The organism is Enterobacter sp. ENT02 (assembly GCF_019219165.1).
Lineage (GTDB): Bacteria > Pseudomonadota > Gammaproteobacteria > Enterobacterales > Enterobacteriaceae > Enterobacter > Enterobacter mori.
In genome coordinates this window covers 110,995-134,805 of record NZ_JAHUWD010000006.1, presented here as the reverse complement: position 1 = coordinate 134,805, position 23,811 = coordinate 110,995, and the positions used below count along the sequence as shown (strand labels likewise).

The window sequence follows — 23,811 nt, the reverse complement described above, 5'->3', positions numbered from 1 at the left end:
GTGTGCCTGGCTCATTCCGCCTCTTCCTCCTCCTGTGGGGGATTAGACAGGGAGGAGTAGCGGGGATGAGCATAAAAGTGTGATCGAGGCCACTCTGTAAGTGTGCACGGCGGGAGAAAAGATATCCTGGAAGAGTGTCAAAAAAATGAAATGCAGTTTCGTAAGAAATTATTCCACGCAGAAATGATTACTTACGTACAATAATATTTCTGCAATCGGGTAATAACTAAGGCGATTATTAATTTCCCTTAACTTTACCAGCAGTATATTAAATTTCACGTCACTATCCCTTCCTGAAACCAGTTTCAGCGCAGCCGCAACACAACCATACAAGCCAGCATTGACGGGGCATCAAAGACCTTTCCAGAAAGTTCCATCATCTGCCTGAATGTTTTGTGACAGAGTGCAAATTCACAGCCACCAAATCCAGACATAACTTGCAATAGTTAACTTATTGGCCGACCTTATATCCATTAATTACGAAGCGCAAAAAAAATAAAATCTCTCGTTCCCCACAGTGAAGTGAAACCTATGTTGATTCCGTCTAAATTAAGTCGCCCGGTTCGTCTTGACCATACAGTGGTCCGCGAGCGTCTGCTGGCTAAACTTTCCGGCGCGCATAATTTCCGACTGGCGCTGGTTACGAGTCCTGCAGGTTATGGAAAAACAACGCTCATTTCGCAATGGGCCGCAGGTAAGAGCGATCTCGGCTGGTACTCCCTTGATGAGGGCGATAACCAGCAGGAGCGTTTTGCCAGCTATTTGATTGCCGCCATTCAACAGGCCACCAACGGACACTGCGTCGCCAGTGAGGTGATGGTGCAAAAGCGCCAGTACGCCAGCCTGTCTTCCCTTTTCTCACAGCTGTTTATCGAACTGGCAGAATGGCATCGTCCGCTTTATGTGGTGATTGATGACTATCATCTGATCACAAACCCGGTGATCCACGAGTCGATGCGCTTCTTCCTGCGCCATCAGCCGGAAAACCTGACCTTAGTTGTCTTGTCGCGTAACCTGCCGCAGTTGGGTATTGCCAACCTGCGCGTGCGCGATCAGCTTCTCGAAGTGGGCAGCCAGCAGCTGGCCTTCACCCACCAGGAAGCGAAACAGTTCTTTGACTGCCGCCTGACCTCACCGATTGAGGCCGCCGAAAGCAGCCGCCTGTGTGATGATGTCGCGGGCTGGGCCACGGCGCTGCAGCTGATCGCGCTCTCTGCCCGGCAAAACAACAGTCCGGCGCATCAGTCTGCGCGGCGTTTGGCGGGCATCAACGCCAGCCACCTTTCTGATTATCTGGTGGATGAGGTGCTGGACAGCGTCGATCCCTCCACCCGTAATTTTTTGCTGAAGAGCTCCCTGCTGCGTTCCATGAACGATGCGCTGATCGTGCGCGTCACTGGCTGTGAGAACGGCCAGCTACAGCTTGAAGAGATTGAACGTCAGGGGCTGTTTCTGACGCGCATGGACGACCCCGGCGAGTGGTTTAGCTATCACCCGCTGTTTGGCAGCTTCCTGCGCCAGCGCTGCCAATGGGAACTGGCGGTTGAACTGCCGGAAATTCACCGCGCCGCAGCCGAAAGCTGGATGGCACAAGGCTTCCCGAGCGAGGCCATCCACCACGCGCTGGCCGCCGGTGATGCCAGCATGCTGCGCGATATCCTCCTCAACCATGCATGGGGCCTGTTCAACCACAGCGAGCTGACGCTGCTTGAAGAGTCGTTAAAAGCGCTGCCGTGGGAAAGCCTTCTGGAGAACCCGCGTCTGGTGCTGCTTCAGGCCTGGCTGATGCAGAGCCAGCATCGCTACAGCGAAGTTAACACCCTGCTGGCGCGCGCCGAGCAGGAGATGGAAAGCGAAATGGATGCCACCCTGCACGGCGAGTTCAACGCCCTGCGCGCTCAGGTGGCCATTAACGACGGCGACCCGGACGAAGCTGAGCGGCTGGCAATGGTCGCGCTGGATGAACTGCCGCTGGCTAACTTCTACAGCCGCATCGTTGCGACCTCGGTGCACGGCGAAGTGCTGCACTGCAAAGGCGACCTCACCCGTTCGCTTTCACTGATGCAGCAAACCGAGCAGATGGCACGTCGGCACGACGTCTGGCACTACGCGCTGTGGAGCCTGATCCAACAGAGCGAGATTTTATTTGCGCAGGGGTTCCTGCAGGCCGCCTGGGAAAATCAGGAAAAAGCGTTCCAGCTGATTCGTGAACAGCATCTGGAACAGCTGCCGATGCATGAGTTCCTGTTGCGTATTCGCGCTCAGCTGCTGTGGGCATGGTCACGTCTGGATGAGGCCGAAAGCTGCGCCCGTCAGGGTGTAGACGTACTCTCCAGCTTCCAGCCGCAGCAGCAGCTACAGTGTCTGGCGCTGCTGGTCCAGTGTTCGCTGGCGCGTGGGGATCTGGATAATGCCCGCAACCACCTTAACCGCCTGGAGAACCTGCTCGGCAACGGTCAGTACCACAGCGACTGGGTGTCAAACGCCGATAAGGTTCGGGTGATTTACTGGCAGATGATCGGCGATAAAAAGTCCGCCGCCAACTGGCTGCGTCAAACGCCGAAACCGGAATTTGCTAACAACCACTTCCTGCAGAGCCAGTGGCGGAACATTGCCCGCGCGCAGATCCTGCTGGGTGAGTTTGAACCGGCTGAGATCGTGCTGGAGGAGTTAAACGAAAACGCGCGCAGCCTGCGGCTGATGAGCGACCTGAACCGCAACCTGCTGCTGCTGAACCAGCTCTACTGGCAGGCCGGGCGTAAAAATGACGCCCAGCGCGTGCTGCTGGAAGCGCTACAGCTGGCTAACCGCACCGGGTTTGTCAGCCACTTTGTCATTGAAGGCGAAGTCATGGCGCAGCAGCTGCGCCAGCTTATTCAGCTCAATACGCTGCCGGAACTGGATCAGCATCGCGCTCAGCGTATTCTGCGCGAGATTAACCAGCACCATCGCCATAAGTTCGCGCATTTCGATGAGAACTTTGTAGAACGTCTGCTTAACCACCCGGAAGTCCCGGAACTTATCCGCACCAGCCCGCTCACTCAGCGTGAATGGCAGGTTCTCGGGCTGATTTATTCCGGCTACAGCAACGAGCAGATTGCCGGCGAGCTGGCGGTGGCGGCGACCACCATCAAAACGCATATCCGCAATTTGTATCAGAAGCTGGGTGTGGCGCATCGACAGGATGCGGTGCAGCATGCGCAGCAATTGTTGAAGATGATGGGGTACGGCGTGTAGGTTTTGTGCGGCCTGATGCCCTCACCCCGCCCCTCTCCCACAGGGAGAGGGAGAAAGGCTTTTCAACACAACTCTAACTGCAAATTATTATCTTTAATCACCTGCATCACGCCCGCTGGCGGCATCACGTCGGTATAAACCGCATCCACCATGCTGATGCTGCCCATGTTCACCATCGCGTTACGGCCAAACTTGGAATGGTCTACCACCAGCATCACGTGGCGTGAGTTTTCAATAATCGCGCGCTTGGTGCGCACCTCGTGATAATCAAACTCCAGCAGCGAGCCGTCGCTGTCGATACCGCTGATCCCCAGAATGCCGAAGTCGAGGCGGAACTGGGAGATAAAATCGAGCGTCGCTTCGCCAATAATCCCGCCGTCGCGGCTACGCAGTTCGCCGCCCGCGAGGATAATGCGGAAATCGTCTTTCTGCATCAGGGTATTGGCGACGTTCAGGTTGTTCGTCACCACGCGCAGGTTCTCGTGATCCAGCAGCGCATGGGCCACCGCTTCCGGCGTGGTGCCGATATCAATAAACAGCGTCGCCCCGTTTGGGATCTGGCTGGCGACCTTGCGGGCAATCCGCTCTTTCTCTGCCGTCTGCGTGGCTTTACGGTCATGCCAGGAGGTATTGACCGAGCTGGACGGCAGCGCCGCCCCTCCGTGGTGGCGCAGAATGCGGTTCTGATCGGCCAGATCGTTCAGGTCACGACGGATGGTTTGTGGACTGACGGCAAACTGCTCCACCAGCTCTTCGGTGCTGACGTATCCCTGTTTTTTAACCAGTTCGATAATGGCGTCATGACGTTGTGTTTGTTTCATCAATTATCCCTGAGAATTATGTTCGTTTTCGCGCATGGAGCGTGTCGGCGAAGGCCATCGCCAGCCCCACGGCCAGCCCGGTGACGTGCGCACCGTTGGCGATAGACATACCAAACAGATCAAACCATCCGGCAATTAGCCATATTAACGCAAAGGTTATCAAACCGCGTTGCAGATAGATGCCGCTTTCAGGGTCGCGTTCGCCTCTGAGCCAGACATAGCCCATCAGGGCGTACACCACGCCTGACAATCCGCCAAACCACGGGCCGCTGAATTTATGCTGCACATAGCCGCTCAGCAGGGCGCTAATAATGGTGATAACGATCAGCTTGCCGCTGCCGAGCCGCTTCTCCACGATACCGCCGAGATACCACCACCACAGCAGGTTAAAGAGGATGTGCATCACCGAGAAGTGCATCAGCGCGTGGGTAAAGTAGCGCCAGACGTCAAACTGCAGCGACGGATCGTACGGCCACGCCAGGGCAATCATTACGCTCTGGTCGCCCACCACGTTCATGATAATGAAGACGATAATGCAGGCTGCCATCAGCAGCAGCGTAAACGGCCCTGCGCGTTCGCGGATGGTGGCAAGAAAAGGAAAACGACTGTAGTGCAACCCGCTGCCGGTGTGGCCGGATTGCCAGCTTGCCGCCAGATAGCGCGGATCGCCAGGGTTCTCAAGGAAACGCGCCAGTTCTTCATTTACGCGCGCGGCCTGGCTCTCGTCGGCCAGCCAAACGTCGGTCTGGTTATGTTGCTGAATGGTCAGGATAACGCCCTGCGTCGCCATATAGTCGACAAACGCCTGGGCGACGCGCGGGTTGGTAAAGGAGGTAATCATCAACATGGGCGACGGTCGCTTATTTCCACACAAAAGGGGACAGTATAGCGGGATCAGCGCTCAAAAGCGTATTCCACTTCTGCCGGGAAATGACGATGCCAGGCATCGAAGCCGCCGTCGACGCTGTACACCGCGTCGTAACCCTGCTGAAGCAGATACTGCGCCGCGCCTTTGCTGCTGTTGCCGTGGTAGCACATGACCATTACCGGCGTCTCGAAGTCGTTATCGCGCATAAACGCGCCCAGCGTGTCGTTGGTGAGATGGAACGCGCCCGGTGTGTGGCCCATCGCAAAGCTTTGCGGATCGCGGATGTCCACCAGCACCGCTTTTCCCTGGTGCATCTTCTGGTGGGCTTCTTCTACGTTAATACATTCAAACTGATCCATGGTGTTCTCATCTTATATTCGGGTGTGGTGCGTTTTCCCCTCACCCTACCCTCTCCCTGAGGGAGAGGGAAACGGATCCCCCTCTCCCCGTGGGAGAGGGCTGGGGTGAGGGCATCAGACCGCACTATTTTACCCCGTAGTGTACGTCCTGGCGGCGGGTAAACGCCATTATGTTATCCATATCACTCTAAATTGTTTTTTTGATGTTACCAAAAGCGCGTTCCTTTGCTATTATGAGCGATATCGAACATTTCTGAGCTTTAACGAAAGTGCGTGAGGGTGTTATGGAAACCAAAGATCTGATTGTGATAGGCGGTGGCATCAACGGTGCCGGTATTGCGGTCGATGCCGCAGGACGCGGTTTATCCGTACTGATGCTGGAAGCTAACGATCTCGCCTGCGCGACCTCGTCCGCCAGCTCCAAACTGATCCACGGTGGCCTGCGCTACCTGGAACACTACGAATTCCGCCTGGTCAGTGAAGCACTGGCCGAACGCGAAGTGCTGCTGAAAATGGCCCCGCATCTGGCTATTCCGATGCGCTTCCGCCTGCCCCATCGCCCGCATCTGCGTCCGGCGTGGATGATCCGAATTGGTCTGTTTATGTACGATCATCTGGGTAAGCGCACCAGCCTGCCGGGTTCGAACGGTTTGCGTTTTGGCTCAGAATCGGTCCTTAAGCCTGAAATCGTGCGCGGTTTCGAATATTCCGACTGCTGGGTGGACGATGCGCGTCTGGTGCTGGCGAATGCGCAGATGGTAGAGAAAAAAGGCGGCGAGGTGAAAACCCGTACCCGCGCCACCGCCGCGCGTCGTGAAAACGGTCTGTGGATTGTGGAAGCGGAAGACGTGGATACCGGCGAGAAGTTCAGCTGGAAAGCGCGCGGTCTGGTGAACGCCACCGGCCCGTGGGTGAAGCAGTTCTTCGATGACGGCATGCACCTGCCTTCTCCGTACGGCATCCGCCTGATCAAAGGCAGCCACATTGTGGTGCCGCGCGTGCATACCCAGAAGCAGGCCTACATTCTGCAGAACGAAGATAAACGCATCGTGTTTGTCATCCCGTGGATGGACGAGTTCTCGATCATCGGCACCACCGACGTGGAGTACAAAGGCGATCCGAAAAACGTCGAGATCGACGAGAGCGAAGTGAACTACCTGCTGAAAGTGTATAACGCGCACTTTAAGAAGCAGCTGGCGCGCGATGACGTGGTCTGGACCTACTCCGGCGTGCGTCCGCTGTGCGATGACGAGTCTGACTCACCGCAGGCCATCACCCGCGACTATACGCTCGATATTCACGACGTAGACGGCCAGGCGCCGCTGCTGTCGGTGTTTGGCGGCAAGTTGACCACCTATCGCAAGCTGGCCGAGCACGCGCTGGAAAAACTGGCACCGTACTATAAAGGCATTGGCCCGGCATGGACCAAAGGCGCGGTTCTGCCTGGCGGTGATATCGGCGATAACCGCGATGATTACGCCGCGAAGCTGCGCCGTCGTTTCCCGTTCATCACCGAAGGCATGGCGCGCCACTATGCCCGCACCTACGGCAGTAACACCGAGCTTTTCCTGGGTGACGCGAAAGCGCTGGCCGATCTGGGCGAGCATTTCGGTCATGAGCTGTATGAAGCCGAGCTGCGTTACCTGGTGGAGCACGAGTGGGTTCGCCGCCTGGATGATGCCATCTGGCGTCGTACCAAAGAGGGGATGTGGCTCAACGCCGAGCAGCAGTCTCGCGTGGCGCAGTGGCTGCAGCAGCATGCGGGAAAGCGTGAATTGTCGTTAGCGTCGTAATGCGATCGGTGCGGGCTGATGCCCTCACCCTGCCCCTCTCCCACAGGGAGAGGGAACAAACACTAAAAACGGCAACCAGGGTTGCCGTTTTGCTTTTATAACCGCACCGGATCAATATGCCAGATCGTCTCGGCATACTCCTTGATGGTCCTGTCAGACGAGAAATACCCCATATTGGCGATGTTATGCATCGCAGTGATGGTCCACTTCTCCTGCTGACGATACAGCTCGTCCACCCGGTCCTGACAATCCACGTAGCTGCGATAATCCGCCAGCACCTGATAGTGATCGCCAAAGTTAATCAGCGAATCCACCAGGTCCCGGTAGCGTCCGGGCTCTTCAGGATTAAACAACCCGGTCGCGATTTGGGTCAGCACCTGACGTAGCTCTTCATCCTCTTCATAATACTCACGCGGTTTGTAGCCCTGCCTGCGCAGTTCCTCCACCTCCTCCGTGGTATTACCGAAAATAAAGATATTCTCCTCCCCCACATGCTCCAGCATCTCGACGTTCGCGCCGTCCAGCGTGCCGATGGTCAGCGCGCCGTTCAGGGCAAATTTCATGTTACTGGTGCCGGACGCTTCCGTCCCCGCCGTGGAAATCTGCTCTGAGAGATCCGCCGCCGGGATGATCAGCTGCGCCAGGCTCACGCTGTAGTTAGGGATGAATACCACCTTCAGCTTGTCGCCGATGTCCGGATCGGTATTCACCACCTTCGCCACGTCGTTAATCAGGTGAATGATGTGCTTCGCCATGTAATAGGCGGAAGCCGCCTTACCGGCAAAGATCTTCACGCGCGGTACCCAGTCAGCCGTAGGGTCGGCCTTGATACGGTTGTAGTGCGTGATCACATGCAGCACGTTCATCAGCTGGCGTTTGTACTCGTGAATACGTTTGATCTGCACGTCAAACAGCGCTTTCGGGTTCGCCACCACGTTCAGATGCATCGCCAGCCAGACCGCCAGACGCTTTTTGTTGAGGAGCTTGGCTTCACGCACGGCTTTATTCACCGTCGGGAAATCAATGTGCTGTTCCAGTTCGCTCAGCTGGCTCAAATCGGTGCGCCAGGTGCGGCCGATATTCTCGTCCAGCACGTCAGACAGCGGCGGGTTCGCCAGCGCCAGCCAGCGGCGCGGCGTGACGCCATTGGTCACGTTGCAGAAACGCGTCGGGAAGATCTTCGCAAAATCCGCAAACAGCGACTGCACCATCAGGTTCGAGTGCAGCTCGGATACCCCGTTGACCTTGTGGCTGATCACCACCGCCAGCCAGGCCATGCGCACGCGGCGACCATTGGATTCATCGATGATCGACGCACGGCTCAGCAGGCCGGTATCGTTCGGGTACTGCTCCTGCAGGGTCTTGAGGAAGTAGTCGTTAATTTCAAAGATAATCTGCAGGTGGCGCGGCAGAATTTTGCCGAGCATATCCACCGGCCAGGTTTCCAGCGCTTCGCTCATCAGCGTGTGGTTGGTGTACGAGAACACCTGACAGGTCACTTCAAAGGCGTCATCCCAGCTGAACTTATGTTCGTCGATCAGCAGGCGCATCAGTTCCGGAATGGAGAGCACCGGATGTGTGTCGTTGAGGTGAATCGCCGTTTTCTCCGCCAGATTGGCGTAGGTTTTGTGCAGCTGATGGTGGCGGCTGAGGATGTCCTGAATCGTGGAGGAGACGAGGAAATACTCCTGACGCAGGCGCAGCTCGCGGCCCGAGTAGGTTGAATCGTCCGGATACAGTACGCGGGACACGTTCTCGGAGTGGTTTTTATCTTCCACTGCCGCAAAGTAGTCGCCCTGATTAAATTTACCCAGGTTGATCTCGCTACTGGCCTGGGCATTCCACAGGCGCAGCGTGTTGGTGGCGTCGGTGTCGTAGCCGGGGATGATCTGGTCATAGGCTACGGCGAGGATCTCTTCGGTTTCGACCCAGCGGGATTTTTTGCCTTCCTGCTGAATACGCCCGCCAAAGCGCACTTTATAGCGCGTGTTGTGACGCTTGAACTCCCACGGGTTACCGTATTCCAGCCAGTAATCCGGGGACTCTTTCTGGCGGCCATCAACGATGTTCTGCTTGAACATGCCGTAGTCGTAGCGGATGCCGTACCCACGGCCCGGCAGCGCCAGCGTCGCCAGCGAGTCAAGGAAGCAGGCGGCAAGGCGTCCCAGACCACCGTTTCCGAGGCCGGGGTCGTTCTCTTCGTCGATCAGCTCTTCTAAATCCAGCCCCATCTCTTCCAGCGCGGTTTTGACGTCGTCATAAATACCGAGCGACAGCAGCGCGTTGGAGAGGGTGCGGCCAATCAAAAATTCCATCGACAGGTAATAAACCTGACGCGTTTCCTGCGAGAGCTGGGCGCGATTGGAGCGCAGCCAACGTTCGACTAAACGGTCACGCACCGCAAACAGGGTGGCGTTCAGCCACTCGTGTTTGTTGGCGATAACCGGATCTTTCCCGATGGTGAACATCAGCTTGTAGGCGATGGAGTGCTTTAACGCCTCAACGCTGAGCGTGGGTGAAGAGTAGCTAAATGGAGCGTTCATATCAGTAACTTCGCCTCGTTACATCAAGCGTTGATAAAGGTCACGGTAGGACTGCGCCGCAACGTGCCAGCTAAAGTCCATGGACATCGCCTGACGTTGTACGTAACGCCACAGCGATGGACGGGACCACAAGACGAACGCACGCCGAATCGCGCGAAGCAGCGACCAGGCATTACTGTCCTCAAAAACAAAACCGCTGGCGATACCGTCCGCCAGGTTTTCCAGAGAGCTGTCGGACACCGTATCCGCCAGCCCGCCCGTGCGGCGTACCAGCGGCAGCGTGCCGTATTTCAGGCCGTAAAGCTGCGTCAGGCCGCAGGGTTCAAAGCGGCTCGGCACCAGAATGACGTCTGCCCCACCCATAATGCGGTGCGAAAATGCTTCGTGATAACCAATCTGCACGCCCACCTGCCCCGGATGTTCTGCGGCGGCGGCAAGAAAACCCTCCTGCAGCACCGGATCGCCCGCGCCGAGCAGCGCCAGCTGGCCGCCCTGCTCCAGTAGTCCCGGCAGCGCTTCGAGCACCAAATCCAGCCCTTTCTGGCTGGTCAGGCGGCTGACCACGGCGAACAGCGGCACTTTGTCGTTCACCTTCAGCCCCATCGCAATTTGCAGCTGGCGTTTGTTTTCGGCTTTGTCTTCCACCGAATCGCGGCCATAGCGCGCAGCCAAAAGGAGATCGGTATCCGGACTCCAGATCTTTTCATCCACGCCGTTCAGAATGCCCGACAGACGGCCTTCACGGTGGCGCTGTTGTAACAGCCCTTCCAGACCGTAGCCAAACTCGGGCTGGGTGATTTCACGCGCGTAGGTTGGGCTCACCGCCGTGATGTGATCGGCGTAATACAGCCCCGCCTTCAGGAACGAGATCTGCCCGTTAAACTCCAGACCGTGCATGTTATAGAACGACCATGGCAGATCGATGTCATTCATATGATGGGCATAGTACATGCCCTGATACGCCAGGTTGTGCACCGTAAAGACCGATTTGGCCGGATGACCTTTCGCCGCCAGATACGCAGGCGCCAGGCCAGCATGCCAGTCATGCGCGTGTACAACATCCGGTCGCCAGAACGGATCCAGCCCGACGGCCATCTCCGCCCCCACCCAGCCGAGCAGCGCAAAGCGCAGCACGTTGTCGGTATAGGCGAACAGGTTCGTATCGTGATACGGACTGCCTGGTCGGTCGTACAGGTGAGGCGCGTCGATCAGGTAAATCCCTACGCCATTGTAATGTCCAAATAGCAGGGTGATGCGTCCGGCGAAGGTTTCACGGCGGGTAACGACCTTTGCATCAGGAATACCACGCCGGATATCCGGGAAAGCGGGCAACAGGACTCGGGTATCCACCCCACCGGCGATTTGCGCCGCCGGTAATGCGCCAAGAACGTCCGCCAGCCCGCCCGTCTTCAGCAACGGGAACATCTCAGAACATACGTGTAAAACCTGCATCATCGCTCCTGTTTGATTTGCAGCTTCCGCAACATTTCCCGTGTGACTAACACGATCCCCTCTTCAGAACGGTAGAAGCGACGCGCATCTTCTTCCGCGTTTTCACCAATCACCATCCCTTCAGGGATGACGCAGGCACGGTCGATCACGCAACGGCGAAGACGACACGAGCGCCCTACCCAGACATCCGGCAGCAGGACTGCCGAGTCGATATTACAGAATGAATTCACACGCACGCGGGGGAACAGCACGGACTGCACCACCACGGAGCCGGAGATAATGCACCCGCCGGAAACCAGCGAGTTCAGCGTCATTCCGTGGCTGCCGGAGCGGTCCTGCACGAACTTCGCGGGCGGCAGCGATTCCATGTGGGTGCGAATCGGCCAGTTCTGGTCGTACATATCCAGTTCAGGCGTAACAGACGCCAGGTCGAGGTTCGCTTTCCAGTAGGCTTCCAGCGTACCGACGTCGCGCCAGTAAGGTTCCGCATTCGGGTCTGATTGCACGCAGGACAGCGGGAAAGGATGTGCATACGCCATGCCAGCTTTGGTGATTTTCGGGATGATGTCTTTACCGAAGTCGTGGCTGGAGTTTTCGTCTTTGTCGTCTTCTTCCAGCAGCTCATAAAGGTATTCTGCATCAAAGATATAGATCCCCATGCTGGCGAGCGATTTGGTGTCATCTCCCGGCATGGTCGGCGGGTTCGCCGGTTTTTCAACAAAGTCGATAATCTTGTCGTCGGCATCCACGTGCATCACACCAAACGCCGTCGCCTCAGCAACGGGCACCGGCAGACACGCCACGGTGCAGCGCGCCCCTTTTTCGACGTGGTCGATGAGCATGTGCGAGTAGTCTTGCTTGTAGATGTGGTCACCCGCGAGGATGACGATATATTCCGCGCTGTAGCGGCGAATAATGTCGAGGTTCTGGGTCACCGCATCCGCCGTGCCGCGATACCAGTTTTCCCCGTGAACGCGCTGCTGCGCCGGGAGCAGATCGACAAACTCGTTCATCTCTTCGCTAAAGAACGACCAGCCGCGCTGGATATGCTGAACCAGCGTGTGCGACTGATACTGAGTAATGACGCCAATGCGGCGAATGCCAGAGTTCAGGCAGTTGGAGAGCGCAAAGTCGATAATGCGGAACTTACCACCAAAGTGAACGGCTGGTTTGGCGCGCTTGATGGTCAAATCTTTCAGACGGGTTCCACGCCCGCCCGCGAGTATCAGGGCAACAGTTTTTAATGGTAGCTGGCGCGCCAACATTAACGGATCGTTCTTCTCTAATCTAACCATGACTAACTCCTTTTTTATCATCTTTGGAATACGCACACTCCGTGCGCAGGCCCGTGCCAGACAGCCATAACAACCGGATTATCCGCTCCGGCAAAGGGGGGAACGGCTCGCCACTCCCCGTCAGGTAAAACAATCTCTGCGACGTCATCCGTCGCGTTCAGCGTGACCAGCCACGTATCCGACAGCAGGATTTGCAGACAGGTTATGCCGTGTTGCCACTCTTGCGCGCTCAGCGGTTGCGCGTCTTTATTCAGCCAGCGAACGTTGCCGTCGCCCTCTTCCCACCAGCTATCGGCGGTAAGCGCCGGGATTTGCTGGCGAAGGTGGATCAGCGCCGCGGTGAAATGGGTCAACCCGCTGTTTGCTTCTCCCCAGTCGAGCCAGGTTAAGGTGTTATCCTGGCAATAGGCGTTGTTGTTGCCGTGCTGGCTGTGGCCGTGCTCGTCGCCCGCCAGCAGCATCGGCGTGCCCTGCGACAGCAAAAGCGTCGTGAGCAGCGCGTGAACGCTGGCGCGTCGCCGCTCGATCACGTCCAGACTTCCGCCTAACCCTTCTATACCATGGTTAAAGCTATGGTTATTGTTAGTCCCATCGCGATTCTCCTCACCGTTTGCCTCATTGTGTTTCTGATTGAAACAAACGCAGTCGCGAAGCGTGAAACCGTCGTGCGCCGTTACCAGGTTGATGGTGGCCGACGGACGTTTGCCGTCGCGCTTAAAGAGATCGCTGGAACCGGCAAAACGTCCTGCGAATTCCCCCAACGACAGATCGCGCGCCAGCCAGAAGCGGCGGACGGCATCGCGGTAGTGATCGTTCCACTCGGCAAACAGCGGCGGGAAATTTCCCACCTGATAGCCGCCCTCACCGATGTCCCACGGCTCGGCAATCAGCTTCACCTGCGATAACACCGGGCAATTTCTGATTGCCTCAAACAGCGGTGCCTGCTGGCTGAACGCCGGCGTGCGCCCCATGACGGGGGCCAGGTCGAAACGAAAACCGTCAACATGGAAGGTTTCCACCCAATATTTCAGGCACTCATACGCATAATGCGTCACCGCCGGATGGCTAAGATTGAGCGTGTTACCGCAGCCGGTCCAGTTGGCGTAATCACCATCTTCCCTGATCCAATAATAGCTACGGTTATCAATTCCGCGCTGCGAGAGCGTCGGGCCGTCGAGATCGCTTTCGGCACTGTGGTTGAGCACCACGTCCAGAATGACCTCAATGCCCGCCGCGTGGAGGGCCTTCACCGCATCGCGGAACTCGTCCCGGGCTTTTTCAGGATGGGCGGCATAGCGGGGTTCAAGGGCGAACATTGCCAGCGGGTTGTAACCCCAGTAGTTGCTCAGACCAAGGCGCTGTAACCGCGGCTCGCTGGCGAAATGCGCCACGGGCAGTAGCTCCAGCGCGGTGATCCCTAAGTGCTTCAGGTAGGCAACCAGCGTCGGATGCCCGAGCGCTTTATAGGTCCCGCGCATCTCTTTGGGAATCGACGGGTGCAGATACGTCAGCCCTTTCACATGCGCTTCGTAAATGACGGTATTGCCCCACGGCGTGCGCGGCGGGGCATCGTCTTCCCAGTCGTAGAGGTCGTTCACCACCACGCTTTTTGGCGCGAGCGGCGCACTGTCGCGGTGGTCGGGTTCACCGTAGCCGACGTGGAATATCGGGTCGTCTTTAAACTCGCCGTCCACACGGTGCGCACACGGGTCAATCAACAGCTTCGCCGGGTTAAACCAGTGTCCCTGTGAAGGTTCCCATGCGCCGTGAACGCGAAAACCGTAGTGCATTCCCGGACGCCCGCCGGACAGGTAACCGTGCCAGATATCCCCCGTGCGGGACGGTAAATCGTAACGGTGCTCGTTACCTTCCCCGTCAAACACACAGAGTTCTACCCGCTCCGCGTGCGCAGAAAAGAGCGTGAAGTTCACCCCCTTCCCGTCAAAGCGCGCCCCAAGCGGTTCGGGATTACCTGCCGTAAGCTGCGTCATTCCCCCTCCCGCACCAGCCAGATGGTGCTAAGCGGCGGCAGCGTCAGGCTCAGGGAATGAGGACGCCCGTGGCTTTCGAGAGCATCGCTCTGCACCAGACCGCCGTTACCCGCGTTGCTGCCGTGATAATGCATGGAATCGGTGTTCAGTATTTCGCGCCATTTCCCCGCCTGGTTAATGCCGAAGCGGTAATGTTCGCGCGGCACCGGCGTGAAATTGCTGGCAACGATAATTTCATTGCCCGCTTTATCGCGGCGCACAAAGACAAATACCGACCGTTCACGATCGTCCACCACCAGCCACTCGAAGCCGTACGGGTCAAAATCCAGCTCGTGCAGCGCTTTGTGGTGGCGATAGGTCAGGTTCAGGTCACGCACCAGACGCTGTACGCCGTGGTGCCAGTTATCACCGCCTTCCAGCAGGTGCCAGTCGAGGCTGGAATCGTGGTTCCACTCTCGGCCCTGCGCGAATTCATTGCCCATAAACAGCAGTTTCTTGCCCGGGAAAGCGAACATCCAGCCGTAGTAAGCGCGCAGGTTGGCAAACTTCTGCCACGCGTCGCCCGGCATGCGGTCAAGAATGGATTTTTTGCCGTGCACCACTTCATCATGCGACAGCGGCAGCATGAAGTTTTCGGTGTAGTTGTAGAGCAGCCCGAAGGTGAGCTTGTCGTGGTGATACTGACGGTGAACCGGGTCGAGCTTCATGTAGTCGAGCGTGTCGTGCATCCAGCCCAGGTTCCACTTGTACCAGAAGCCCAGGCCCCCCATTGACGGAGGGCGAGAGACGCCGGGGAAGTCGGTGGACTCTTCCGCCATCGTCACCGCGCCTTCCACCTGCTCGCCGAGAATGCGGTTGGTGTTGCGCAGGAACTCAATGGCTTCCAGATTTTCACGGCCGCCATACTCGTTCGGGATCCACTCCCCCTCTTTACGGCTGTAGTCGCGGTAGATCATCGACGCCACCGCATCGACGCGCAGAGCATCAATACCGAAACGCTCGATCCAGTACAGCGCGTTGCCTACCAGGAAGTTCGTCACTTCACGGCGACCGTAGTTATAGATCAGCGTGTTCCAGTCCTGGTGATAGCCTTCGCGCGGGTCGCTGTGCTCGTACAGCTTCGTGCCGTCAAATTCCGACAAACTGAAATCATCAGACGGGAAGTGGCCGGGCACCCAGTCGAGGATCACGTTCAGCCCGGCGGCATGCGCGGCATTGACGAAATAGCGGAAATCATCGCGCGTGCCGAAGCGGCGCGTTGGCGCATACAACCCGGTAGGCTGGTAGCCCCAGCTTCCGTCGAACGGGTGTTCATTAACCGGCAGCAGCTCAAGGTGAGTAAAGCCCATCCATTTGGCGTACGGCACCAGCTGATCGGCCAATTCACGATAGCTGAGCCAGAAGTTATTATCGGTGTGGCGACGCCAGGAGCCGAGATGCACCTCATAGACGGAGATTGGCGCGTCGAAGCGGTTGGCCTGCTTGCGTTCTTCCGTCTGGACGATCTTCTCCGGCAGCCCACAAATCAGCGACGCGGTATCCGGGCGCATCTGCGCTTCAAAGGCATACGGGTCAGCTTTAATGCGCAGCTTGCCGTTGGCATCGATCATCTCGAACTTATAGAGCTGGCCGTTTTGCGCGCCGGGGATAAACAGCTCCCAGATGCCGGTTTCACGGCGCAGGCGCATCGGATGACGGCGGCCATCCCAATAGTTGAACTGCCCGACAACGGAAACCCGCCGGGCATTCGGTGCCCACACGGAAAAACGCGTGCCGGTGATCCCGTCCATGGTATCGGCATGCGCGCCCAGCGTTTCATACGGCCGCAGGTGAGTCCCTTCGGACAACAGCCAGGCGTCCATCTCTTTCAGGAGCGGGCCGAAGCTGTAAGGGTCATCAATCAGGTTCTGCTGGCCGTGCCAGATGACGGCAAGCTGATAGCGAAAAGGGTTTTTACGACGGGGCATCACGCCCGAGAAGAAGCCACGAGAATCGAGGCATTCCAGATTGCCGACCTTGCGGCCGGTTTTGGGTTCAATCACCCACACTTCTGTGGCATCCGGCAACAGCGCCCGAACTTCCAGTCCAGCCTCCGTTCGGTGCATCCCAAGCACAGAAAAGGGGTCAGCAAAATGACCCGCAATAAGCGCATTAATCACGTCTCTATCCACACGATCGGACATGGTATTCATCCTGTTTTTTATGTCGTCCTTTTTACGCGCTCCGGGACGACTTTTAATGTGACCTGAACGGGACAGCACAAATATGTGCATCCTTTCTGCTCCGTTCGAACCTCAGGTAAGAAATGACTCTTCCTTAAAGCATAGCCAACGCTCTAAATGACTCCTGATAAAAAATAAGACATCCGCGTGTTACTCCATGTAGTACGCAAAAAAAAGGGGTGAAAATCACCCCCGGTATTTAACAAATTATTACGCCAGCTGGCGCAGCATGCGGCGCAGCGGTTCGGCTGCCCCCCACAGGAGCTGGTCGCCGACGGTGAATGCGGAGAGGTACTCCGGCCCCATGTTCAGCTTGCGCAGACGGCCAACCGGCGTGGTCAGCGTGCCGGTGACGGCTGCCGGGGTCAGTTCGCGCATGGTGATATCGCGATCGTTTGGCACCACTTTCGCCCACGGGTTGTGTGCGGCCAGCAGCTCTTCCACGGTCGGAATAGACACATCTTTTTTCAGTTTAAGGGTGAAAGCCTGGCTGTGGCAGCGCAGCGCGCCGATACGCACGCAGAGGCCGTCAACCGGAATGGTGTTCGCGGTCGCGAGGATTTTGTTGGTCTCAGCCTGGCCCTTCCACTCTTCACGGGTCTGGCCGTTATCCAGCTGTTTGTCGATCCACGGGATCAGGCCACCGGCCAGCGGTACGCCGAAGTTGTCCACTGGCAGCTCGCCGCTGCGGGTCAGTTGAGTGACCTTACGCTCGATATCAAGAATCGCGGATGCCGGGTTTGCCAGCTCGGTCGCTACGCTCTGGTGCAGCTGGCCCATCTGGGTCAGCAGCTCGCGCATGTGACGCGCGCCGCCGCCGGACGCGGCCTGGTAGGTCGCCACGGAGACCCACTCCACCAGATCCTGCGCGAACAGGCCGCCGAGGGACATCAGCATCAGGCTGACGGTACAGTTGCCGCCAACAAAGGTTTTCACACCGTTGTTCAGGCCGTCGGTGATCACGCCCTGGTTAACCGGGTCGAGAATGATGATGGCATCGTCCTTCATGCGCAGTGAAGAGGCCGCGTCAATCCAGTAGCCCTGCCAGCCGCTTTCACGCAGCTTTGGATAGATTTCGTTGGTATAATCGCCGCCCTGGCACGTCACAATAATGTCGAGTGCCTTCAGCGCTTCCAGATCGTAAGCATCCTGCAACGTGCCTGTGGTACCACCAAAGGACGGAGCAGCCTGGCCGAGCTGGGAAGTGGAGAAGAAGACCGGGCGGATAGCGTCGAAATCGCGCTCTTCAACCATGCGTTGCATGAGTACAGAGCCGACCATACCGCGCCAGCCGATAAAACCAACGTTTTTCATAGCATTTTTTTCCTGCTGAGGGTGTGTGCTGATTGTGCAAGCCAGTATTGAACTGGGATATGCTTCACATTACAAAATGCTGCCAAAGTCGCAAGCGAAATTAATCGATGATTGCCCGGCAATCAGAAATACAGCTAATTATCATAATAACCATAGAGAGTTTCAGGGATAATTTACATGAGTGAAATCATTTCCGCGGCGGTTTTATTGATCCTGATAATGGATCCACTGGGAAACCTGCCGATCTTCATGTCGGTGTTAAAGCACACCGAGCCGAAGCGCCGTCGGGCGATCATGATCCGCGAGCTGCTCATCGCCCTGCTGGTGATGTTTATCTTCCTGTTTGCCGGGGAAAAAATTCTCGCGTTCCTGAACCTGCGCGCCGAAACGGTCTCGATTTCCGGCGGGATTATTCTGTTCCTGATTGCCATCAAAATGATTTTCCCGAGCGCGGAAGGCAGCAGCAGCGGCCTGCCAGCGGGTGAAGAGCCGTTCATCGTGCCGCTGGCGATCCCGCTGGTTGCCGGGCCAACGATTCTGGCGACGCTGATGCTGTTGTCGCACCAGTACCCGAATCAGATGAGCCACCTGGTGATTGCCCTGCTGATTGCCTGGGGCGGGACGTTTATCATCCTGCTGCAGTCGTCGCTGTTCCTGCGCCTGCTGGGTGAAAAAGGGGTGAACGCCCTGGAGCGTCTGATGGGGCTGATTCTGGTGATGATGGCGACGCAAATGTTCCTGGACGGGATCCGGGCATGGATGAAGGGGTAGGTAAAAGCAAAACGGCAATCTTCGATTGCCGTTTTTAGTGTTTGCCCCCTCTCCCCGTGGGAGAGGGTTGGGGTGAGGGCAACAGGCCGCAGAGGCCGTATGTTTGTCGGGTGGCGGCTTTGCCTTACCCGACCTACAAGTCACTCCGGTTTTCTCCCTCTCCCACAGGGAGAGGGAGAAAACCCGTTAGCTCAGCAGAGTAAACGCAATCATCCCGACAATCGCACCCGTCGTGCCGAGGATGGTTTCCATCAGCGTCCAGGTTTTCAGGGTTTGCGCTTCGGTCGCGCCGGTAAATTTACCGAACAGCCAGAAGCCTGCGTCGTTCACGTGGGATACCACAATCGAACCGCCCGCGATACAGATAGACAGCGCCGCCATCTGCGCACCGGAGTAGTTCAGCTGTTCAATCACCGGCATCACCAGGCCCACCGCAGTTAAGCACGCCACGGTTGCGGAACCCTGGATGATACGCACCGCCGCCGCCAGCACGAAGCAGGTGACCGCAATCGGCAGGCCCATTCCGGTCAGCGCTTCGCCCAGAGCCGGGCCCACGCCGGAATCCACCAGCACCTGCTTGAACACGCCACCGGCACCGATCACCAGCAGGATGATACCCGCAGGCTGCAGCGCGGCACCGCAAATCTCCATCACGCGGTCTTTCGGCATCCCCTGACGCATTGCCAGGCCGTAAATCGCCACCAGACAGGCCACCAGAATCGCCGTGAACGGGTGGCCGATGAACTCAAACCACTCGTAAGCGCTGGAACCGACCGGCACAAAGCGCGCGGCGATGGTTTTCAGGCCCACCAGCACCAGCGGGAGCAGGATCAGCGACAGGCTGAAGCCGAAGGACGGCATTTTGCCCTCGCCCAGGTGCGGCTCGGTGATGTCATCAGGAATGTGCAGCTCAACGTAGCGGCTGATGAAGTTACCCCACAGCGGACCGGCGATAATCATCCCCGGGATCGCGGCGCAGAGGCCAATGAGGATCATCCAGCCAAAGTCAGCGTGCATCTGGGAGGCCAGCAGCATCGGCGCAGGCCCCGGCAGCAGGAACGCCGCGGCCGCCGCCACGCCCGCAAACAGCGGTATGACCAGCTTCACGAGGTTAGTGCCGGTATGGCGTGCCATCGAGAACGCGACGCTAATCAGCAGCACTACCGCCACTTCGAAGAACAGCGGCAGCGCGCAAATCAGACCAGCCAGACCAATCGCGTAGTGCGCGCGGCTGTGGCCGAAGGATTTCAGCATCTTGACGGCAATCTGATCGACCGCGCCCGTCTCGTGCAAAATCTTGCCAAACATCGCGCCGAGCGCGACCACAATCGCCAGGAAACCCAGCGTGCCACCCATCCCTTTTTCCATCGTCGCGGCGATCTTGTCGAGCGGCATACCGGAAAAGAGACCTGCACCAATAGAAACCACCATCAAAGCAACGAAGGCATGCATACGCGCCTTCATCACGAGAAACAGCAGCAGTAATACGGAACCCACTGCTGTCAAAACAAGCGTTAATGTACTCAAAACTTACTGCCTTTTATTAATGACCTCGATGGTGCTGGCGACAACACCTTCCAGTGACTGATCGATATCAACCACTAAGACGTCCTGCTCATCCGCACCCGGCTCCTGCAGCGCTTCGAACTGCGTAACCAGCATCTGGGTTTTGAAGAAGTGGCCTTTACGCGCCTTCAGACGGCTTTCAATAACCTCGAAATCGCCCTTCAGATAGATGAAGGAGAGGTTCGGGTTACCGTCGCGCAGCAGGTCGCGGTAGGTTTTTTTCAGCGCGGAGCAGACGATCAGGGAGACTTTGTTAGTACGCTGCATCGCAAAGGCGGCATCGTTCAGCGCCTGCAGCCACGGTTTGCGGTCGTCGTCGTTCAGCGGCTCGCCGGAGGCCATTTTCATGATGTTGCTGCGCGGATGGAGGAAGTCGCCATCAAGAAACGCAGCCTGAAGTTGATGCGCCACTTCGCTCGCCACGGCAGATTTACCGCTACCGGACACGCCCATCAGGACGTAAACGTGGTGATCGTGATTAGTCGTGCTCAAAGGGTGTCCCTCAGTCAATTGTTACGGGTAACAGTTATCGGTAACATTGTCCTGCCGGGGCAAAAGAGAAGCAATATCCAAACGTGCGCGAAGTGAATAAGTGTGAGCTACTTCAAATTTGTCGGATTAAATAGATCCACCCGGTGACAAGGTGAAACCTAAATCTAACATTTTAGGGGTAACTGCCTCACCACGAATGCGCGCCAGCAGGCGTTCTGCGCCAATGCGGCCCATACGTTCACGCGGGGTCAGGACGCTCGCCAGACGCGGCTCCATCACCTGGCCGATGTCGTGGCCGTGAAAACCAGCAATCGCCATATCGTCGGGGATCTTCAGCCCCAGACGCTGGCACTCAAACGCCGCGCCGACCGCAAGGTCATCGTTGGTACAGAAAATACCGTCCAGTTGCGGATACTCGCGTCGCGCCTGACGCATCAGCTCAATACCCGAGGTGTAGGACGAGGATTGCTCCACCATCACGCTGTACGGAGTTAAACCGGCGTCGAGCATCGCCTGCTCGTATCCCTTCTGTTTGATGATAGTACGTTCATCAAGGCGTGCACCCAGATAGGCAATGTGGCGATGACCGCGCGCAATGATCGCCGCCGTCATCTGACGCGCCGCTTCAAAGTTATCGAACCCAACGGCGATGTCGAGGCAAGGCGACTGGCTGTCCATCAGTTCCACCACCGGGATACCGGCCACTTCAATCATTTTGAGCGTGCGGGCAGTGTGGGTACGTTCCGTTAAAATCAGGCCGTCGATGTTCCAGGAAAGCATCGATTCAAGACGTTCCTCTTCCAGTTCCGGCTTGTACCCGTAGTGCGCGAGCATGGTCTGATAGCCAAAGGCATCGGTCACGCTTTCGATTCCACGTAATACTTCGGCGAAAACCTGGTTGGTCAAAGAAGGAAGCAGGACGCCCACCGCACGGCTGGTCGCATTGGAGAGAATATCGGGTGCGCGGTTGGGAATATAACCCAGTTCATCAAGGGCAGCGGCAATCTTGCCACGTAACGCCACGGAAACCTGTTCCGGGTTACGTAAAAAACGGCTGACCGTCATTTTGGTCACACCGACGCGATCGGCGACATCCTGAAGTACGGGGCGTTTCTTTTTCATCGTCCTGAGAAATCTTGAAGTGAGAGATTTTCTCAGTTTATCACGGACAAAGCTCAACCTTCCCCGTTTAAAGGGAAGGTTGAGTAATTATTTATACCGGCGGCAGGTCAAACAGCAGGATTTCGCTTTCGCTGTCGGCATGCACGGAGAGCGCCTGCTCATCCCAGATGGCCAGACCATCGGCGGTGGTTGCTTTGGTGCCGTTGATGGACACGTCACCTTTCACCACCTGGATCCAGACGCGGCGGTTGGCGGCAATCTGATGCACGGACTGTTCGTCTTTTGCCAGCGCCCAGCGGTAGAGCTCCATATCCTGATGCACTTTCAGGGAACCTTCACGCGCATCCGGGGACAGCACCAGCTGTTTGCCCTGTTTGGCGTCGAAGCGGCGCTGCTCGTAGCGCGGCGCGATGCCGGTCTCTTCTGGAATGATCCAGATTTGATACAGGTGCAGTTTTTCCGTTTTGCTCGGGTTGTACTCAGAGTGACGCACCCCGGTGCCCGCACTCATAATCTGGAACTCACCCGCCGGAACCTGCTCTTCGTTACCCATGCTGTCTTTGTGCGCCACGGCTCCTTCGAGCACATAAGTCAGGATTTCCATGTCCTTGTGCGGGTGGGTACCGAAGCCCTGGCCTGCATCAATCACGTCGTCGTTAATCACGCGCAGTGCGGAGAAGCCCATAAAGTTCGGGTCGTAGTAGTCGGCAAACGAGAATGAATGCCATGAGTCCAGCCAGCCATGATTTGCGTGACCACGTTCGTTTGCTTTGCGTAAGTAGATCATTTATTTCACCCTCAGTTCGTTTCGATGGAGTAAGTGTGGACGCAAACCGCCTGGGATCATAGAGGGTGAAAATTGACTCCTCTGTTCAAAAATTATGAACAAGCGCAGAGGAGCCATTTTTGCTTATTTTGCGAGGGTTACCGTGGCAGGAGAAGCCTGCTCAAAGGCCCGTTCAAGGATTTCCAGGTTGGTCAGAACGTCAGATTCCTTGACGTAATTCGGCGTACCCGTGGTGAGCGTTTCATACAGCGCATCGTAAACGCGGCCATAGTCGCCTGGTTCCGGCTTGAGTTCTTCTTTTACTGTTGTGCCATCTGCCTTCACATACTCCAGCACGCCTACGGAATCATCCGCCGCAAAGCCCGGTTCGCCCGGCATGATGTTAGCCTTCAGGCTGGTCTCCTGCTGGTCGATGCCGTACTTGATAAACGAGCCTTTGGTGCCGTGAACGATAAACCTGGGATAGTCGATTTTCACCAGATGGCTGGTTTTGACGATGGCTTTCAGATCGCCGTAGAACAGTTGCGCTTCGAAGGTGTCGTCCGGGTTGGCTTTGTTGCGCAGGCTGCGGATGTCGTACGCCACATGGTCCGGGCGACCAAACAGGGAGATGATCTGGTCCATAGTGTGCACGCCCAGACCATAGAACGAGCCGTCCTGCGGCAGGCCGGGCTGGGTTTCCACGACCGGACGGTAGTAGTCGAAGTGGCTTTCAATTTCCACAATGTCGCCGAGCTTGCCGCTCTCAATCGCCTTTTTCGCCGTCAGGAAGCAGCTGTCAAAACGGCGGTTCTGATACGGCGTAACGGTCAGCCCTTTGCTCTTCGCCAGCGCAAACAGTTCCTTCGCTTCGGCGATGGTCGGGGTGAACGGCTTTTCCACCAGCACGTTTTTGCCCGCTTCCAGCGCGCGCTTCGCGTAGTCGAAGTGGCTGTCGGCGTGGGTGCAGACAATGATCAGATTCACCTGCGGATCGTGAAGCACCTCGTTCAGATCGCCGGTGAAATGAATGTGGGAATACTGCGGAGACTGCTCTTCCGGCTTCGCACTGCGTCTGTAGATATGGGCGACGTGCCAGCTGTCTTTACGGTTGAGAATATAGGGTAGGTGATAGCGGGTGGTGCTTTTACCAAAGCCGATAAACGCACAGTTCAGGGTCATGGTTCCGTCCTTTTTGA

The 23,811-nt window shown here is 57.1% G+C and carries 17 protein-coding genes; 3 read left to right on the top strand and 14 right to left on the bottom strand.

Annotation, left to right across the window (positions count from 1 at the left end; translation table 11 throughout):
• Window positions 1-531 precede the first annotated feature (531 nt).
• Window positions 532-3,237 (top strand): HTH-type transcriptional regulator MalT, encoded by a 2,706-nt coding sequence (gene malT / locus KW829_RS17680; RefSeq protein WP_089598550.1) that lies wholly within the window; start codon window positions 532-534, stop codon window positions 3,235-3,237.
• 62 nt (window positions 3,238-3,299) lie between these two features.
• Here the strand turns inward: malT and KW829_RS17675 are convergent, their stop codons facing one another.
• From KW829_RS17675 to glpE, 3 genes are read right to left on the bottom strand one after another with little or no spacing between them, the layout of a single operon-like run.
• Window positions 3,300-4,058 (bottom strand): DeoR/GlpR family transcriptional regulator, encoded by a 759-nt coding sequence (locus KW829_RS17675; protein ID WP_008503060.1) that lies wholly within the window; start codon window positions 4,056-4,058, stop codon window positions 3,300-3,302.
• 16 nt (window positions 4,059-4,074) lie between these two features.
• On the bottom strand, window positions 4,075-4,905 hold the full coding sequence (glpG, locus tag KW829_RS17670; RefSeq protein WP_042718924.1) for a rhomboid family intramembrane serine protease GlpG: 831 nt from the start codon (window positions 4,903-4,905) through the stop codon (window positions 4,075-4,077).
• A 47-nt stretch (window positions 4,906-4,952) separates the two neighbouring features.
• On the bottom strand, window positions 4,953-5,285 hold the full coding sequence (glpE, locus tag KW829_RS17665) for a thiosulfate sulfurtransferase GlpE (RefSeq protein ID WP_006177908.1): 333 nt from the start codon (window positions 5,283-5,285) through the stop codon (window positions 4,953-4,955).
• A 284-nt stretch (window positions 5,286-5,569) separates the two neighbouring features.
• Here glpE and glpD point away from each other — a divergent pair, with 284 nt between their 5' ends.
• Complete coding sequence (glpD, locus tag KW829_RS17660; protein ID WP_089598548.1) at window positions 5,570-7,078, top strand: glycerol-3-phosphate dehydrogenase; 1,509 nt, start codon at window positions 5,570-5,572, stop codon at window positions 7,076-7,078.
• 95 nt (window positions 7,079-7,173) lie between these two features.
• Here the strand turns inward: glpD and glgP are convergent, their stop codons facing one another.
• The 6 genes from glgP to asd all read right to left on the bottom strand — a co-directional run bounded on the left by glgP (window position 7,174) and on the right by asd (window position 17,895).
• A complete protein-coding gene (gene glgP / locus KW829_RS17655) occupies window positions 7,174-9,621 on the bottom strand; it encodes a glycogen phosphorylase (RefSeq protein ID WP_089598547.1) in 2,448 nt (815 codons plus the stop codon).
• A gap of 18 nt (window positions 9,622-9,639) precedes the next feature.
• Window positions 9,640-11,073 carry a glycogen synthase GlgA gene (gene glgA, locus KW829_RS17650; protein ID WP_089598546.1) on the bottom strand — a complete coding sequence of 478 codons (1,434 nt, stop codon included), beginning with the start codon at window positions 11,071-11,073 and terminating at the stop codon, window positions 9,640-9,642.
• Window positions 11,073-12,368, bottom strand: a complete 1,296-nt coding sequence (glgC, locus tag KW829_RS17645) for a glucose-1-phosphate adenylyltransferase (RefSeq protein WP_042718928.1) — start codon at window positions 12,366-12,368, stop codon at window positions 11,073-11,075. Before glgC ends, glgA begins: the two co-directional genes overlap by 1 nt.
• 17 nt (window positions 12,369-12,385) lie before the next feature.
• Window positions 12,386-14,359: a glycogen debranching protein GlgX gene (glgX, locus tag KW829_RS17640; protein ID WP_218308731.1), complete on the bottom strand. Its 1,974-nt coding sequence runs from the start codon at window positions 14,357-14,359 to the stop codon at window positions 12,386-12,388.
• On the bottom strand, window positions 14,356-16,542 hold the full coding sequence (gene glgB, locus KW829_RS17635; protein ID WP_148401284.1) for a 1,4-alpha-glucan branching enzyme: 2,187 nt from the start codon (window positions 16,540-16,542) through the stop codon (window positions 14,356-14,358). Before glgB ends, glgX begins: the two co-directional genes overlap by 4 nt.
• A gap of 249 nt (window positions 16,543-16,791) precedes the next feature.
• Window positions 16,792-17,895 (bottom strand): aspartate-semialdehyde dehydrogenase, encoded by a 1,104-nt coding sequence (gene asd, locus KW829_RS17630; protein ID WP_010436455.1) that lies wholly within the window; start codon window positions 17,893-17,895, stop codon window positions 16,792-16,794.
• 177 nt (window positions 17,896-18,072) lie between these two features.
• Between asd and yhgN the strand changes: the two genes are divergently transcribed.
• Window positions 18,073-18,666, top strand: a complete 594-nt coding sequence (gene yhgN / locus KW829_RS17625; RefSeq protein WP_003861574.1) for an NAAT family transporter YhgN — start codon at window positions 18,073-18,075, stop codon at window positions 18,664-18,666.
• Window positions 18,667-18,852: 186 nt separating this feature from the next.
• On the opposite strand, the gene gntU is transcribed toward yhgN, so the two are convergent.
• The 5 genes from gntU to KW829_RS17600 all read right to left on the bottom strand — a co-directional run bounded on the left by gntU (window position 18,853) and on the right by KW829_RS17600 (window position 23,794).
• Window positions 18,853-20,193, bottom strand: coding sequence for a gluconate transporter (gene gntU, locus KW829_RS17620; RefSeq protein WP_010436459.1), 1,341 nt, complete (start codon window positions 20,191-20,193; stop codon window positions 18,853-18,855).
• A 3-nt stretch (window positions 20,194-20,196) separates the two neighbouring features.
• The gene (gene gntK / locus KW829_RS17615) at window positions 20,197-20,724 is read right to left on the bottom strand and encodes a gluconokinase (protein WP_010436461.1); all 528 of its coding nucleotides are present in this window, start codon (window positions 20,722-20,724) and stop codon (window positions 20,197-20,199) included.
• A gap of 126 nt (window positions 20,725-20,850) precedes the next feature.
• Window positions 20,851-21,846: a gluconate operon transcriptional repressor GntR gene (gene gntR / locus KW829_RS17610; protein WP_089598541.1), complete on the bottom strand. Its 996-nt coding sequence runs from the start codon at window positions 21,844-21,846 to the stop codon at window positions 20,851-20,853.
• Between the two features lie 91 nt (window positions 21,847-21,937).
• Entirely contained in the window at window positions 21,938-22,633 is a 696-nt protein-coding gene (locus KW829_RS17605) for a pirin family protein (protein ID WP_010436464.1), read from the bottom strand.
• A gap of 123 nt (window positions 22,634-22,756) precedes the next feature.
• Entirely contained in the window at window positions 22,757-23,794 is a 1,038-nt protein-coding gene (locus tag KW829_RS17600; RefSeq protein ID WP_218308730.1) for an oxidoreductase, read from the bottom strand.
• Window positions 23,795-23,811 lie beyond the last annotated feature (17 nt).